Source organism: Halobellus clavatus (genome assembly GCF_900107195.1).
GTDB lineage: Archaea > Halobacteriota > Halobacteria > Halobacteriales > Haloferacaceae > Haloquadratum > Haloquadratum clavatum.
Map to the genome: position 1 here is coordinate 567551 of NZ_FNPB01000001.1, position 13732 is coordinate 581282.

The window sequence follows — 13732 nt, forward strand, 5'->3', positions numbered from 1 at the left end:
TACTATGACACTAGAAAACGACACAGAGGTCGGTTCGATCATTGGTTCAAACTCGCATATAGACTATGTCGGAGAGATATACACGGAGACGATGCGGGAGAGCCCGCCGGAGCCGACGGACTTTGAGTTCGGCCAGTTCGTGTATGTGCTGAAGGAGGTGCAGGGTCAACAACGGGCGTTTATTGGTATTATCTACGACACTCAGCTTGTGGATCCGGATCAAGGAAGATCCGGGCCACGGCTGGCTCAACCGGATGAGCAAAACATTTTCCAACCGAGTTACGTGGATGAAAAGCAGGTTCTCACCGGTATTGCACTTCTGGGCTATGCTGAGGTAGAAGACGGTGAGCTTGTGAATCCTGAGCACTCGATTCCGCGATGGACGTTGGAGATCGACGATGTCGTTCGGAAACTTTCTGAGGAAGACGTAATTCGGTTCCACGAGGTCGACGAAGAGGTACGACTGGAGTACTACCAGAGGATAGTCGATGTCGCTGGCGGGTTTGCTGAGGATATTCTCAGCCAAGTCTTGACCGAGCTGAAGGAGGAGAAGCCCGGTGAAGCAGATGCGTTAGATGTGATTCAGAAGAATCTAGAGTGGCAGACTAAGATGGGAGGTGTTGAATAGATGGTTGTCGGAATTGTCTCAGAGCCGGGCGAAGGTTCCAACGAGTTTGTAATCGTCACCCCTGACGATACTGAGATTAAGACGGGAGAGTTCGTGTACTACACGAGCGATGTAGAGGTCCGAAATGACGATGGTGAAATTGAAGAGCAGGAAAAGAAGATTTTTGCCCGCGTTACCGGACGTGAGCAGCAGCGCGGGTTCCCAGATCAGTTTATGGCTGATCCCGGGGTTTCACCGAATGCTGTAGCTCGTAAACTGGGTATCTCTACTGACGGAGTTGATCTGTACAATATTACTGCGACCGTCATTGGATACTACGACGAGCAACTCAACGATTTCACAAACCCACGTATTGTTCCGGAACCGGGCACTGAGATCAGTTTAGCGTCTGATTCTGATCTGGAAGACTATCTAACTGAAGCGGAGCCCGAAGAGGGTTCGGCGTTTATTGGTGACTTGATTCACCGGCCGCCGGAACGGACTAAGATTCATTTGCCGATTGATGCCTTTACGTCGACTCACCTGTCGGTGCTGGCGTCGACAGGCAGCGGTAAGTCGTATACTGCTTCTGTACTGGTTGAGGAGATGATGCAGCCAGATTCAAGAGCTGCAATACTGGTTCTGGATCCTCACGGAGAATATGGCTCCTTGGATGATATGGAGGAAGAGGAGTTGAGTGATAAGTTCCGAGGAGACGACGGTTACTCTCCGGAGGTCCAGATCAAGCGACCGGATGATATCCAGATCCGGATCAGTGAGCTTTCGTTAGGTGACCTGTTCTCGATTATCGACGATCCGTCTGATCCTCAGGAACAGGTTCTCGCAGAAGCTTGGAACCAGCTCCAGTCAGAGGAGGACGATTACATCTCCATCAACAATATCCAGGACAAGGTAGAGGAGGTCGGGGAGGAGAAAGACCTTGAGAGCAGTGCCCGCGCCTTAGATTGGCGGATTGACAAGGCTCTTGACCGGGACTTGTTCGATCATAGTAACCACCTGTCGCTTCCGGAGCTTCTGGAGCCTGGGCAGTGTACGGTGCTTCAGTTGGATACTATGGATCTCCGGGATCAGCAGATGCTGGTCAGTGTGCTGTTCCGGAAAATCAATCAAGAAAGAGTTGCCCACGAAAAGGATCGTGAGTCAGAGTTAGAGTTCCCGGTGTTTGGTCTGCTGGAAGAGGGACATCGATTCGCTCCGGCGGATGGTGATGCCCGCTCTCTACCAGTGCTCAGCACGATTCTGAGTGAGGGACGTAAGTTCGGGGTGGGTATCGGGATTATCAGTCAGCGTCCGAGCAAGATAGATGATGACGTACTATCGCAGTGTAAGACCCAGATCATTATGCAGATCCAGAATCCGCTGGATCAAGACGCTGTGAAGAAGGGTGTTGAGGATGTTGGAGAGGATCTGCTTTCGGAGCTTCCAGGCCTCACACCAGGACAAGCCATCATAGCCGGTGACAGTGTTAACACGCCGTTCCTTACCCGGATCAGAGAGCGGCATACGGAGCACGAGGCCGAGAGCTTGGAGGCCACAAAGAGATGGCAGCAGAACTGGAAAGAACAGCAGAGAGGTCCTGAAGGGGTTGCTGAACCGGAGGATGAGGAGGGTGCCGAAAACAGGGACCAGCCCCTAGATTAGCTTCTGTACCTGGTCTCTGAAGACCTCGAATTTCCTCTCCAATTCTTCTACTCGGTTTTCCAGTTCGTGGGTTTTTTCGACGAGTTCGCTGTGACTAAGATTTTCATATTCGTCTAGATCCGTCCGTTCCGAATGTTCCAGGTACTGTTGTCCTTTCTCGGTTAGCTGTGCTTGTTTGGGGTGTTGGAAGACCCGTTTCTGCCCTTCTATTACTCGTTCGACGGTGCCGTCTGGTTTTGACACCGTGAGTAGTCCGTGTTGTTCGAGTTTTTGGAATGCGTAGGTGACGTGGTGGTTTTCGAGGGTGGTTTCTGAGGTGATTTTCTGTACGTCGTCGTTGCCACTCCGGATTTGCTGGAGTATGATTTGTTCTTTGTCTCTGAGTTCTGGTTCAGTCATCAGCTGCTGTTAGGACGCATTGTGTTTCGAGTGCGGAGCAGAATCCCTGGTCGTCGCGGTAGAGGCAGAAGTTTTCCAGGTCTTCCCGGTCGTTGTGCTCCAGTTCAGGGCACTCGTTTTCCACTTCTTCGTGCTCCTCTAGGGTGTCGCCGCTGAGCTCCAGTACGCGGTACTCGGCCTGCCTCAGTTCCTCGACGTCGGTGATGGGTTCGCTGTCTTCGTTGGTGTAGTAGCTGTAGCTTCCTTTCTGGTCTTCGTGTTCATTGCCGCGGCGGTTGACCGGGTCGGAGACGATGTTCTCCAGTTTCGCTGCTTTCCCTTCCTCGACGACGAAGAACACTTCCCGATCCTCCTGGACGCCTCTACGCAGGTTTTTCAAGACTTTTCCGGGCTTTGTCAGTGTGGAGTGTTCTGCTTCGAGGTGTGCGACTTCGTTGTCGGGTAGGTGGACGTGGCCGTCGGGTTTCTCTTCTTCTTGACCTTGGTACAGCAGGTTGACGTGGAATCCCCGGTTTTCTAGATCTTGTTTGGCTGCTGCGAGGAGTTCCTGGTGCTTTTCTTGGCCGGCGTTGGCCTGGTTCCCGAGTGACTGGGTAAGCTGGACCTGTGTTTTGTTGTTGGTGCGGGCGGCAGCTTTCTCCGCTTTGATCTTGTCGACGTCGCTGTAGTCGGCTTCCCAGGGCGGGTACGTGTTGAACAGGACTGCGTTTCTCTGGTTCTTCTCCGAGGGTTTCTGGACTACGGCTCGGTACTTACCGAGGCTGGTCAACGTGTGTTTATCGATGCCTTGCAGCATTCCTGCGATCTGCGACGTGTTTTCGCTGCCGCTGGGGTTGAAACAGATTTTGGTCCGGCAGTTGTTGGATACGGCCCGCCGCATTTCTGATGCGAGTTGTTGGAGGTACTGTGTGGCGAGCCAGCAACCTAAGCGGTATTCGCGGGCTTCGGACAGGATTTTGGTGAAGTTGCTGCCTTCGCCGGCGAAGTTCTGGAGTTCGTCGACGTACAGGAAGAACGGGGTGCGTTGTTCCTGGGGTTGTGTGATCCGGCTTTGTGCTGCTGCCCAAATCTTGGTGATGACAATACTTCCGACGAGTTCTGAGACGGTCCCACCGACCTCTCCCTTCTGAATATCCACCAAGACGATCTTCCCGTTGTTGACAGCTTTTCTGAAGTCTAAGCCGGATTCTTCTGCGCCGATGACTCTGCGGATGGTCGGGTTCATCACGAAGTCGTTCAACCGTCGCTGCAAGGGCTCCATCTCGTAACTACTCATATCTTCTTTGACCCGAACGAGTTGTTCCCGGATGACGGAATCCCGTGTCTGGTCGATGAGCTCGGTTAGTGGTTCGTCTTGGATTACGCAGCGGAAGACGTCGACCAAGGTTTTCGAAGAGTTTTGTTTGATATTGAGGTCGAGGTGTGCCCTGAGGAGTGTTTCGAGGACTCGTCCGAACTGGTCTCCCCAGTTCTCGCTTTGGCGTTTGAACAGGTCGATGAGGTCGGAGACGATGATCTCCTTCTGGTTCTCCCTCTGCGCCTGATTCATCCCTTCCGTAACCTGGGGTTCGAGGACGTTGATCGGGGTCACCGGTTCCCTGGCCGGGTTGATGTAGACTACGTCGTCCAGCCTGTCTTCAGGTAGTTTGGCGATGAATTCGTCTATCAGGTCTCCTTTCGGGTTGAGAATGGCGAGGCCGTGATCTTTCTCTGCGTCCTGTAGTGCGACGTGGAGCAGGAGCTGGCTTTTGCCGTAGCCGGTCGGCCCGATGTTCAGGACGTGAGTCGGTCTGTAGTCATCATTGACGCCGACGTTTTCCTCGACTCCTAACTGGCTTTCACGGAAGCCGAGGTACGTCGTGGTCAGGTTTTCTGTGCTTTCGATCAGTGTACGGGTATCTTCCGGGTTCATTGTTCAGCTTGGGTGATGTTTTCCTGCTCAATGCTGGGCAGCGACAGCAGGGCGGCGAGTTCGGGAACCGAAGTTTGGAAACTGTGGCTCCAGGATCCGAACTGTCGGTGGGCGACCGTTTTTGCGAAGTCGAGGACCCGCTGTTCCCGAAGTGATTTGACGGTGACTGTGTCGAGGTATTGGCCGGTGTCCGGGTTTTCGAAGGTGTTGTAGCCGCCGCTGAGTTCCTTCACCCGGCTCTGCGTGTATTCGTCTGCTCCGATAACCAGGAACCGGATACTGGTGTGGAAGCGGTTGGTTCCGGCCTTGTCTTCGATGGCGTCGGCCTGCCGTTTTTCCCGTGGGGTCGGGTTACGGCTGCCCCACAGCTTTTCTTTCTCTTTACGGAGGTAGCCGATTCTCTGGTATGCTCTCTTCCTCCAGTACCACCGACGCAGGGGTTTGCCGATGACGGGTTGGAACAGGATTTGTACGATGAACTTGGTGTCTCTCATCGCGTGCCTGTGCAGGCTGGAGACGACGGAGTTCACCGGCGGTTGTTTGAATTCGTGTTTCAGCGGGTACCAGTCTTTCCTGCCTGTGGTGAGGAGTCCTCCGCCGACTGTGTCTTCTGAGGCGACTGGGATTCCGTTGGTGCCTTCTTCGAACCGGATTCCTGGTATTTCGTTGGTGAGGTGTGTCCGTAGTTTCCGCTCTAGTCGGACTGTGGGTGTGGAGAACTGGAACTTGATTTTGTCTGGGTGGGTTCGCCGGATTTCGAAGGCGGCGACTGGTGACGTGTTTAGGAGTCCGAAGTACTTGGACTGTAGCTCGGTGACGGCTCTCACCAGGTTTTCCGGGACTGCTGGAATGTCTCCGTTCCTTGGTGTCTTGACTTCGATGGTGTGGGACTGTACCGCGGGTTTCCGCAGGTGTTCTGCTTCCTCTTCGGAGGGTGTGGTTGTGTAGTACAGGAGGGGGTCAAGGAGGCTCACTGGTTTTCACCCTGGTTGATGATCTGGTGTTCGATGTCTGTGGATTCGATCTTGATTCGGGTGTCGAGTTTTCCGGAGATTTTCAGGAGTGCTTCGCTGTACTCGCTTTCTGTCCCGGTTTTGAGTTCGTGGAGTTCCTGTCGTTCCCGGTCGGAGAGTTGGAAGTATTCGACGACGTCGTCGGGCACCCGGTCGTGCCTCATAAACACTTTACACGGCATATTGTCGAGGATTTCACGGCCTTCTCGGCAGTAGGTGAAGTGGGAGGCGTTCTGACTGATTAGGGTGACTGCGGTGTTGGTATCTCGTCCTTCGAGGACGAACTGGTTCAGGACTTGTCGCCCGGTTTCGTGGTTCATCAGGATCCGGGCTTCGTCGATCAGGACCAGTGTTTTTCTCTGGTTTTTGCTGGTGTAGCTGTAGATGTCTTGTACCAGATCGACGAGTTCGTCGACGTCGTCTCTTTGGCCGCGTTCCTCGACTTGGAAGCAGAGGTGCTGGTCGTCGAGTTGTTCGAGGCTTTGTTTGTGTGGGAGGGTGATGCAGGTTCCGTCGAGGCTTTGAATGATTTCGTGGTACTCTTTTTTCGGGTCTACTGCGATGATCTGAAGATCGTCGTAAACGAGGTCAGCACGCAGTAACTCGATTTTGGCGGCGTAGCTTTTGCCGGAGCCGACCATTCCCATCCGGGCCATTGAGTGAGACGGCCACTGGAATCGATCGGCGAGGATGGGTGCTTCGTCGCTGGTGTCTACGCCGTAGATGACACCGTTTCTTTGACCGGTTTGCTGTGTTCCGAAGGGGAAGCCTGCTGCTGCGGTGGTGGATGGTACTAACTGGGTTTCGTTCAGAGGGTCGGGGTACAGTGGCTGCTGTGTTTTGTAGGCTTGATCGGTTCTGAGGAATGTGTTCCCGTACTTGATTTGCTGGGTGTCTAACCTGTTTTTGATCTGTCTAAGTGTTTGCCGGCACTTGGTTTTGGATTTGCTGTGTGCTGTGATGTAGACGGCGTGGTCGACGGGTTGTGCTTTCCTGTCTGCGAACAGGTCGAGGATCCATTCCGTGTCTTCGAGCAGTGATTCGAGTTTGTTGGTTCCGCGGTAGCCGTGGCTGAGGAAGGAATCGATCTCGGCGTTCAGTTTCTCCGAGATGCGTTGCAGTTTCCTCGTTGCTTTACCTGTGTCTCTGGGTTCGATGACCTGTGTTACGTCGATGAGGCCGTCGGTACGCAACAACTGTAGAGGCCAGCCCAGCTCGACGCTAGACGGGTATTCGGAGATGTACAGGGTTTTCCTGTACTGGTGGCTGGAGTTGTAGTCTTCTCTGCGTGAGTTCCAGGTCGGCGAGGTCTGCGGTCCTGTGTCTCCACCGATTATGACATTTCCCTCACTGAACCGGTGTACCTTGCTTTTCAGGCTTGATTCGGTGAGGCGTTCGGCCTGTAGATCTGCTGTGTTGAGTGTGGTGATGACTTCACGGCACCGGTTGTCCAGTTCGCTTCTACGGTTTTTCTTCCGTGAGTAGTTGTTGTACTGGAGTTTGTCGAGGAGCCAGTGACCGGTGTCTTTCTCCGATTTCAAGATGATGTAGTGTTTGGTCGTGGATTGCTCTTCCTCGGAGAGTGAATTGATGTATTGCGAGTAGTGCTCTCCTAGATCTGTGCCGGGAGAGCCTCTTTGCCAGATGTTTTCCTTGTAATTCCTCAGATTGCGGCTGCGCTGCTGTGAGTGGATGTGGATCGGGTAGGTGACGGTGTCCAGCAGGTCCTGATAGATGTTGTGGAGGGCTCCTTGCTCGGTGTCCGTCTTCATATCCAGGTTGGTCGGTGAGACCTGGATTACCGCTGCTATGGTGTCTCTATCTAGTCTGACGTACTCGTCTCTATGGGGTGCTACACTCGGTGCTTTCAGTTGCCGCTTGTTGATGAACCAGCGTGGAGCGTGGTATGCGAGCTGGTCCAGGTGGTGGCCGAGCGGGGTCCACCGGTACCAGACTGCTCCCAGCACTAATGCCGAGGCCAGTACCGGTATCGGGGCGTTGGTGAAGTATGCGAGTGCTGCCGGCGTGAGGAGCCTGGTCAGATCTTTGACTGTGAACTGGCCGAACAGTTTCGTGTCGACGTCGAGCCTGCCAGGTGCCTTGATTCTGAGACTCATCAGTCATCACCCCAGTCGTAGCTGAATGACTTGCTGGATGAGGCGCGGCGTTTCCTTCTGCGTTCGCGCAGCCGGTTCTTTTGCTCCTCGTTGAGCAGTGAGTCCTGGTTTTCAGGGCTGGAGTTGATTCGTTGTTTCACACTGCTGGAGGCGGCGTAGGTCAGTCCGACTGCGGCCTGTGAAGCATCCCATACCTGCTTCGGCACCAGCAGCAGTAAGACGAGGGATGCGACTCCGAGCAGCCAGTTCGAGACTCCTTGGAGTACTGTAGATCCTGCTCCACTGGTCAGGGCGAAGGAGAACTTCAGTACGAGCATATCCAAAGGTGCGATCAGTAGTGCGGCGAACCACCCGGCGATAAACGTGTCACTGTATCTTTTCACGCGTGGCAGGCTCCACCCTAATGCGAGCAGTGGGGAGATCGCGGCGACGAACAGGATGTAGACATCGCGGATGATGAACAGTACTGCAACCGCCAGCAACAGCAGTGACTGGAAGATGTAGGCCAGTACCAGGCCGGTGGTGATACCCCAGTTCTGCTGTATAGTTGTATCCAGGAAGTCGGGTTGGAACGCAATTGTCAGTGCGCGTGTGAAGTCCACTCCGAGCTGTAGTAGTGGAAGTGAGACTGCGGAGAATACGAGTGCGATAATGACTCGTGGCAGGATTTTTCGGACCTGTCCGTAGGAGATTCCGAGGATTGGACCGATCATATGGAGTATTCCGGCGACGATGAACGCCAGTGAGGACAGTAGGAAGGTGACGAGGAGTACGTCGGTGTGGACTTCTTCGACCGCTGGGTTGGGATGGACGTCAGGTGTCGCTGTCAACAGCCGTGCGATCAGTGATAGGAGTGCGCCGACCAAGTTGATGAACGGTTCAAACAGGATGCTGTGGAGAAGATCCTCCAGGTTTTCTTCCCAGTTCTCTGTGAACTCGGAGATTGCTTCCGTTAGTTCGGCAAGGATACCGGTCTGCTGTTCTTCCTCTGTTTCGTGATCCGCTGCCACCGGAGCAACGAACACGGTGCTGAGGGCCAGCAACGTCAACGCCGTGAAGACGAGTTTTCCACCTTTCATCGTCTTTTAGGCGCAGATGCTACCTCCAAGCTGGGAAACCAGGTACGAGGTAATCATATTCGCTGACAGGAGCAGGACTGCTCCGATGAACCCGTTCTTGGCAATGTTCTTCCCGAGGCGGTTGTAGTCCTGTCCGGGGATGATCAGGCAGGTTCCGGCGACGACGAATGTCAACGTTGCCAGGCCGACTCCGGCCAGGAACGCTAACTCGGTAATCGAGTTCAGGAAGGTGAACAACGGCTCCAGTCCATCCGGTGGGTCGCAGGGGAGGTCGTCCGCAGCGGTTTGTAGTATGATGGTTTTCACCATCAAGAGCTGTGCTTGCGATAGCGCCGTACCGATGCTTTGCTGAAGCATCAGTCAAGGTTTGAACAGGGCTGTAAAAGGAAGTTTAGAATTTCTGATATGATAAGGGATGATTAGATGCCTAAAGATTCTAAAACGAGAAAACCCAAACAGATTTCAATGAGTACTATCGGCACGGGAGAAGTGCTGACGAAAGATGAAGTCCAGATACCTTCTCATCTAAGAGCCAAGGTCATATTCGATCATCCATTAGATGGTAAGTGCGTTCGGTGGTATTACGATTCAGAGAGAAATATCGGGATTGTCTCATCTGAAACCCTTTCGGAGTATGTAGATCTGGGTTTTACCAAAGTGTATTCGGATGGTTCTTCCGTCAGGCCTCCTAAAGCACTGAGAGATCAACTAGAGTATTTACCGGAGAGTATGGTGATGGTTTACTTGTCCCTAAATGAGGACCGGCTTGGTATCAGCTTCTTCGAGGAAAAAAGGTTCTTTGAAGAAATCGACGAAGAAAACCTTTCACTTGGTTGAATTCCGCTCAGCAACGCTTTTAGAGTGATCTTCTATCACCGGCTGAAACTCTTCAGCCAACTTAGAGACAAACTCGCGCAGAATATCAACGCAGTTGTCTAAGTGGTGGTGATTGATGCCTTCCTCAATAACTACGTCAACAAGTTTGGGAGATCTATCTGGGAGATCAGGGATAGACACGTATCTTGGATTGGTGTTTTCAAAGAACATTCTCGTGAATCCGTGATATACGCCGTATCCGTTTTCGTCATCAAGCCGGAGCTTAGGGTTAATACGAACGTTTCCTTCAAGCATTATTTCGTGTTTAGATCGAAGATAGGGGGATAATCTGAAGTTCAGATAAGCAATACGGTCGGGGAAGTGGTATGTTGGATTTAACCCGGTTTGATTGCCTTCTTGATTAAGATATTCTTGAAGGCTTGTGGCTTCATCCCACTCCTGAGTCAAAAAATCAGTCTCGTGGAACTTGGATAGGTAAGGCAACCAGTCCTCCGCAGAATAGCCCTCAGAATCGAGTGTAACCGTGGAGACCTCGTCAGCCATTCTTGGGTACAGGTAGCTACTATAGGTGCGTTAAGTTTTCGACGATGTGTCTAAGAAGTAGTGTTTCGATCTTTCCCCACGAATCACATACATCAGGATGCAGAACAGCGTTAAGACACTATAACCGGAGTAAAAGAAGTTCATTTAGCTCGCAGTCACTCTTTCTTTTACTTGGTTGTAGGCTTGGTCTCTGCGGATTTGGTTGACTGTTTCTTGTGTTGTGGCTCTGATTTCTGGGTTTTCGATGGTTCCTGTGAGTGCTAGTGGTGTTTCCCAGTCTTTTGGTGTTTGTTGTCGTATTTGGTAGATGCCTCGGCCTACGTTTTCGAGTTGCTGGCGTGTATCCGGGTCTGGGTCTTCTATGTATGCTTCTATGGAGTCTCCGAACTCGTGTGAGACTACTGTGCCGCCTTCTCCCTCTCTTGCTTCGTCGATGTTTCTGTCCGGGTTTTTGTCGTATCCTGTGATTCCCGTGTCGTCAACGAGTGATACAAGTACATCATTTAAATGGTCTCCTACTGCGGTATAGTTGTCTGAACTGTTTTCTCCGAGGCCGAGTAGGTCTTGGTTTTCTAGTTCTCTTGCTTTACGGTATTCTAACGGTGTTACGTAGTGTTCTGGGAATCTTATGTTGCTTGTGCCTGCTTCTGCTGGTGTTTCTGCTTCGGCTATTTCGAGTGGTGTTGTGGTTACCCGGTCTTGGTCTAGGCTTGAGTGGTATAGGCTGTCTTCCGGGTCTCTGATCGAGTATTTGAAGCTTGGTGATTTGAGTGCGTCTACTTGTTCTACGTATTTTATGTGTGTTTCTCCGTTTTTCTGGTATTGTAGTATTGCTGCTGGGTGTCTGAATCCAGAGTTTCCGTATTCGTCTCCTGTTTCTTCTACTGTCCGTGTTTCTTCGCTTACGAATCCTGTTTTTCCTGGTTCTGCTGGTTCTGTTGCTGGTACTGTGGAGAGTTTGTAGTTGTTGAAGTCGAGGTCTAGTTGTTGGACTGTGTGTTCTGCCAGGTTTGCTGTTATGTCGTCTGCGAGTCCTGAGCTGTCGCTTCCGGCTTCCTGTACGGCTCTTATTATTGCTCGTGTGAACAGTATTTCTTCGTGTTCTTGTTCAAGGTTTATTTGGAGTGTGTCTGTCCAGCCGGTGTCGAAGTGTTGTGTCGGGTTTCTGTAGATCTGGTTTGTGTCCTGTACCAGTTGTTCTACTGTGGTGTCTAGTCCTCCTGAGTTGGGTTGTTCTCCTTCTGTCAGGGCTGCTTCTGCGTATTGTACGTCGTTTTCCTGTTTTTCCTGCCACTCGTCTTCTTCCAGTTTGTTTTTGATGATTCTCCAGTCATCTACGTCTTCAGGACGGTTCTGTGTTCCTAGTTGGCCGAGTGTTTCGAGTTCGTCCAAGAAGATGTATTGTTCTCCGTTTTTGTCGATCTGGTCTTCCTCTTCTGTGGTGTTAGTGTTGTTTCCGTTTTCGTTGCTTGAACAACCAGCCAAAGCAGCCGCTCCTACGGCTGAAGCACTTGTCAGGAATTGTCTTCGATCCATACTGTGATGATTCACTTACTGGTTGTGAGTGATAGAAGCGTTATATGATTTTGGTGGGGTTTTCTCGTCTTTTGAAGTACATCAGGATGCAGAACAGGGTTAGAGGTGCTGAGATCTTCCAGTATCCCTGAGCTATTCTTACTCCGCCTACTGCTGCGGTGAAGAGCCAGAGTTTCTGGTCTGTAAGCATCGATCTTTGACCCGGTATTTGGGAACTTGCTGTCTGTTGTTCTTATTGTTCATCCGAAACTTGGTGTGTGGTTTGAATAGTAGCGTTTCGGTCACCTGTTTTCTCGTACAAAGGTGATTCAACGATTAAAGGCGAAACCTACGTTTTCGACGATTTAGACGAGCTTTACGAAACCGCAGAAATGCTTCCGGAGGTGGACCGGCACGACGTCTACGCCCATCACACCGGGGAGGATGACTGGGAGGATATTCCGTACCGGGACAGTTTGTGGACTGACGATGGCAGAGCTACAGGAGTCGTTTCCAGTAGTGATGATTTCTACAACATCATTCAGTACGGGGATATCTTGGAGACGGTCGGTGATGCTGTCGACAGGCACGAGGATGTAGAACCTCGTGGTCGCGTATCTATTTCGCCCACGGCTCACAAGATGAGTGCGAACGTCGAGTTTGACGGGGCAACGGTGTACGCTTCCCAGGATGACCCTATCGACCTTGGTTTACAGGTTCAGAGCGGTCACTCAGGTTTTCACGGCTTGAAGTATGACGTGGGTGCTGAGCGCCAGGTATGTAGTAACGGGATGACCGCTTTCATCTCCGAACTTGGTTTTGATCAGACTCACGGGGAACCGTTCCAACCCGGCTTAGCGTACAACGCTGTTGACGCTGTTATTGAGTCGCCGGCGGAGATTGAGCACCGGTTGGCGCAGGCGCAGAACCGGGAGTTGAGGAATCAGGATGAAGCCCTGCTGGTGTTGATGGATACTGGGATTGATCGGTACTTGGAGAACCCTGTTCCTGACTTGTTGAATGCGATGCACGACGAGGTGGAGGATACGGAGTCTCCGACGCTCTGGGAGACGTACAACACGGCTACACGTGCACTTACGCATTACACGCAGGATGTACCGGATTATGAACTGGCGCAAGGGTTCGAGCAGGCTTCACAGCTCTTGGAGACCGGCGGTAATGAGGTTCCGGAGCCTGATCGACTGGGTCGTTCAGCGGTCTACAGTCGGTCGCGTGACTTGATTGAGCAGGGTGATTCGGAGCCGTACTGGCCTGATGAGGAAAACGCTCTTAGGGAGTTGATGGAGGAGCACGAGATTCAGGCATAGCCCTATTTTTTCTTTTTCTTCTCGCTACTGGATTACACTAATAAAATTTTCTAGGTTTTGTTACTATAAGGTGAGTACTTTGGGAGATTATCTTGAAGAAATAAACACAGCCCTAGCAACCCAGGGAGAAGGCATCTATTATGAGTCCTTGGAAGATGTGATAAGTGATCTTGAAAATGAGAGTGAAGAGTACCACGAGAAAGCTAAACAACGCGCAACCGCAGGACTTGGAATCTCAGGTGCTGGCGTAGCAGGTAAACTTGTTCCAGAGTTCTACTCACAGATCGCAGAGCAAGCCGACTCAATTACACAGAATGACCTTGCTACAATTGGTCTTGTCGGAGCTCTTGGTGTTTCTACAATTCCAGCATATGTGACCAAGAGGAGTCTTGATGAACGGGATGAGATCAACCAGATGATAGAGGACTTGGAAGAAGGCAACTACGACGAAGCCGACACCGATTTTGCCTACGAAGTAGCCGAGAAACTGGCTTGAACCAGGTTCTCTAATTAAGGGCCACAAACATTTTTGCATTATTTTTGTATTATTCTCATACGAAACTTGGTGTCTCATTTTTCTACTATCTTTACGGATTCCGTGTTCTCCACAGTACGATGACTACTGACACATCAGATATGCGGGAAGGTTCCCCAGAAGCCAGTCAAAAATCCTCTAAATTGAGTACTCGGCCAGCGGTGACGTACAATTACTGATTACGA

13 protein-coding genes are annotated in these 13732 nt (G+C 51.7%); 5 read left to right on the forward strand and 8 right to left on the reverse strand.

Going from position 1 to position 13732, the window contains the following annotated elements; translation table 11 throughout:
- Positions 1-4: 4 nt before the first annotated feature.
- Entirely contained in the window at positions 5-628 is a 624-nt protein-coding gene (locus BLU74_RS02780; RefSeq protein WP_089764897.1) for a DUF8166 family protein, read from the forward strand.
- Positions 629-2269 carry an ATP-binding protein gene (locus tag BLU74_RS02785; RefSeq protein WP_089764900.1) on the forward strand — a complete coding sequence of 547 codons (1641 nt, stop codon included), beginning with the start codon at positions 629-631 and terminating at the stop codon, positions 2267-2269. It begins immediately after the preceding gene.
- Here the strand turns inward: BLU74_RS02785 and BLU74_RS02790 are convergent.
- From BLU74_RS02790 to BLU74_RS02815, 6 genes are read right to left on the reverse strand one after another with little or no spacing between them, the layout of a single operon-like run.
- A complete protein-coding gene (locus BLU74_RS02790; RefSeq protein WP_089764902.1) occupies positions 2261-2668 on the reverse strand; it encodes a hypothetical protein in 408 nt (135 codons plus the stop codon). The two genes, BLU74_RS02785 and BLU74_RS02790, sit on opposite strands and share 9 nt — an antisense overlap.
- Positions 2661-4580, reverse strand: a complete 1920-nt coding sequence (locus BLU74_RS02795) for a type IV secretory system conjugative DNA transfer family protein (RefSeq protein ID WP_089764905.1) — start codon at positions 4578-4580, stop codon at positions 2661-2663. The genes BLU74_RS02790 and BLU74_RS02795 overlap by 8 nt, the downstream gene beginning before the upstream one ends.
- On the reverse strand, positions 4577-5554 hold the full coding sequence (locus BLU74_RS02800; protein WP_089764907.1) for a DUF8128 domain-containing protein: 978 nt from the start codon (positions 5552-5554) through the stop codon (positions 4577-4579). The genes BLU74_RS02795 and BLU74_RS02800 overlap by 4 nt, the downstream gene beginning before the upstream one ends.
- Complete coding sequence (locus BLU74_RS02805; RefSeq protein WP_089764910.1) at positions 5551-7710, reverse strand: ATP-binding protein; 2160 nt, start codon at positions 7708-7710, stop codon at positions 5551-5553. Before BLU74_RS02805 ends, BLU74_RS02800 begins: the two co-directional genes overlap by 4 nt.
- Positions 7710-8789 carry a TrbL/VirB6 family protein gene (locus BLU74_RS02810; protein ID WP_089764912.1) on the reverse strand — a complete coding sequence of 360 codons (1080 nt, stop codon included), beginning with the start codon at positions 8787-8789 and terminating at the stop codon, positions 7710-7712. The genes BLU74_RS02805 and BLU74_RS02810 overlap by 1 nt, the downstream gene beginning before the upstream one ends.
- A gap of 6 nt (positions 8790-8795) precedes the next feature.
- Positions 8796-9146: a pilin gene (locus BLU74_RS02815; RefSeq protein WP_245705706.1), complete on the reverse strand. Its 351-nt coding sequence runs from the start codon at positions 9144-9146 to the stop codon at positions 8796-8798.
- Positions 9147-9254: 108 nt separating this feature from the next.
- On the opposite strand from BLU74_RS02815, the gene BLU74_RS18365 reads away from it, so the two are divergent.
- Complete coding sequence (locus BLU74_RS18365) at positions 9255-9626, forward strand: hypothetical protein (protein WP_139175597.1); 372 nt, start codon at positions 9255-9257, stop codon at positions 9624-9626.
- On the opposite strand, the gene BLU74_RS18370 is transcribed toward BLU74_RS18365, so the two are convergent.
- The gene (locus tag BLU74_RS18370) at positions 9615-10169 is read right to left on the reverse strand and encodes a hypothetical protein (protein WP_139175600.1); all 555 of its coding nucleotides are present in this window, start codon (positions 10167-10169) and stop codon (positions 9615-9617) included. The genes BLU74_RS18365 and BLU74_RS18370 overlap by 12 nt on opposite strands.
- 144 nt (positions 10170-10313) lie before the next feature.
- Positions 10314-11705 carry a hypothetical protein gene (locus tag BLU74_RS18375; RefSeq protein WP_139175604.1) on the reverse strand — a complete coding sequence of 464 codons (1392 nt, stop codon included), beginning with the start codon at positions 11703-11705 and terminating at the stop codon, positions 10314-10316.
- Between the two features lie 383 nt (positions 11706-12088).
- On the opposite strand from BLU74_RS18375, the gene BLU74_RS02820 reads away from it, so the two are divergent.
- Positions 12089-13012 (forward strand): DUF932 domain-containing protein, encoded by a 924-nt coding sequence (locus BLU74_RS02820; RefSeq protein ID WP_089765267.1) that lies wholly within the window; start codon positions 12089-12091, stop codon positions 13010-13012.
- Positions 13013-13082: 70 nt separating this feature from the next.
- Entirely contained in the window at positions 13083-13508 is a 426-nt protein-coding gene (locus BLU74_RS18380) for a hypothetical protein (RefSeq protein ID WP_139175607.1), read from the forward strand.
- Positions 13509-13732 lie beyond the last annotated feature (224 nt).

What these genes read in the sequence shown, in the direction of transcription:
- BLU74_RS02810 (WP_089764912.1), bottom strand. Translation starts at nt 8,789, where the DNA reads ATGAAAGGTGGAAAACTCGTCTTCACGGCGTTGACGTTGCTGGCCCTC.
- BLU74_RS02795 (WP_089764905.1), bottom strand. Translation starts at nt 4,580, where the DNA reads ATGAACCCGGAAGATACCCGTACACTGATCGAAAGCACAGAAAACCTG.
- BLU74_RS02780 (WP_089764897.1), top strand. Translation starts at nt 5, where the DNA reads ATGACACTAGAAAACGACACAGAGGTCGGTTCGATCATTGGTTCAAAC.
- BLU74_RS02785 (WP_089764900.1), top strand. Translation starts at nt 629, where the DNA reads ATGGTTGTCGGAATTGTCTCAGAGCCGGGCGAAGGTTCCAACGAGTTT.
- BLU74_RS18370 (WP_139175600.1), bottom strand. Translation starts at nt 10,169, where the DNA reads ATGGCTGACGAGGTCTCCACGGTTACACTCGATTCTGAGGGCTATTCT.
- BLU74_RS02815 (WP_245705706.1), bottom strand. Translation starts at nt 9,146, where the DNA reads ATGCTTCAGCAAAGCATCGGTACGGCGCTATCGCAAGCACAGCTCTTG.
- BLU74_RS18365 (WP_139175597.1), top strand. Translation starts at nt 9,255, where the DNA reads ATGAGTACTATCGGCACGGGAGAAGTGCTGACGAAAGATGAAGTCCAG.
- BLU74_RS02790 (WP_089764902.1), bottom strand. Translation starts at nt 2,668, where the DNA reads ATGACTGAACCAGAACTCAGAGACAAAGAACAAATCATACTCCAGCAA.
- BLU74_RS02805 (WP_089764910.1), bottom strand. Translation starts at nt 7,710, where the DNA reads ATGAGTCTCAGAATCAAGGCACCTGGCAGGCTCGACGTCGACACGAAA.
- BLU74_RS18375 (WP_139175604.1), bottom strand. Translation starts at nt 11,705, where the DNA reads ATGGATCGAAGACAATTCCTGACAAGTGCTTCAGCCGTAGGAGCGGCT.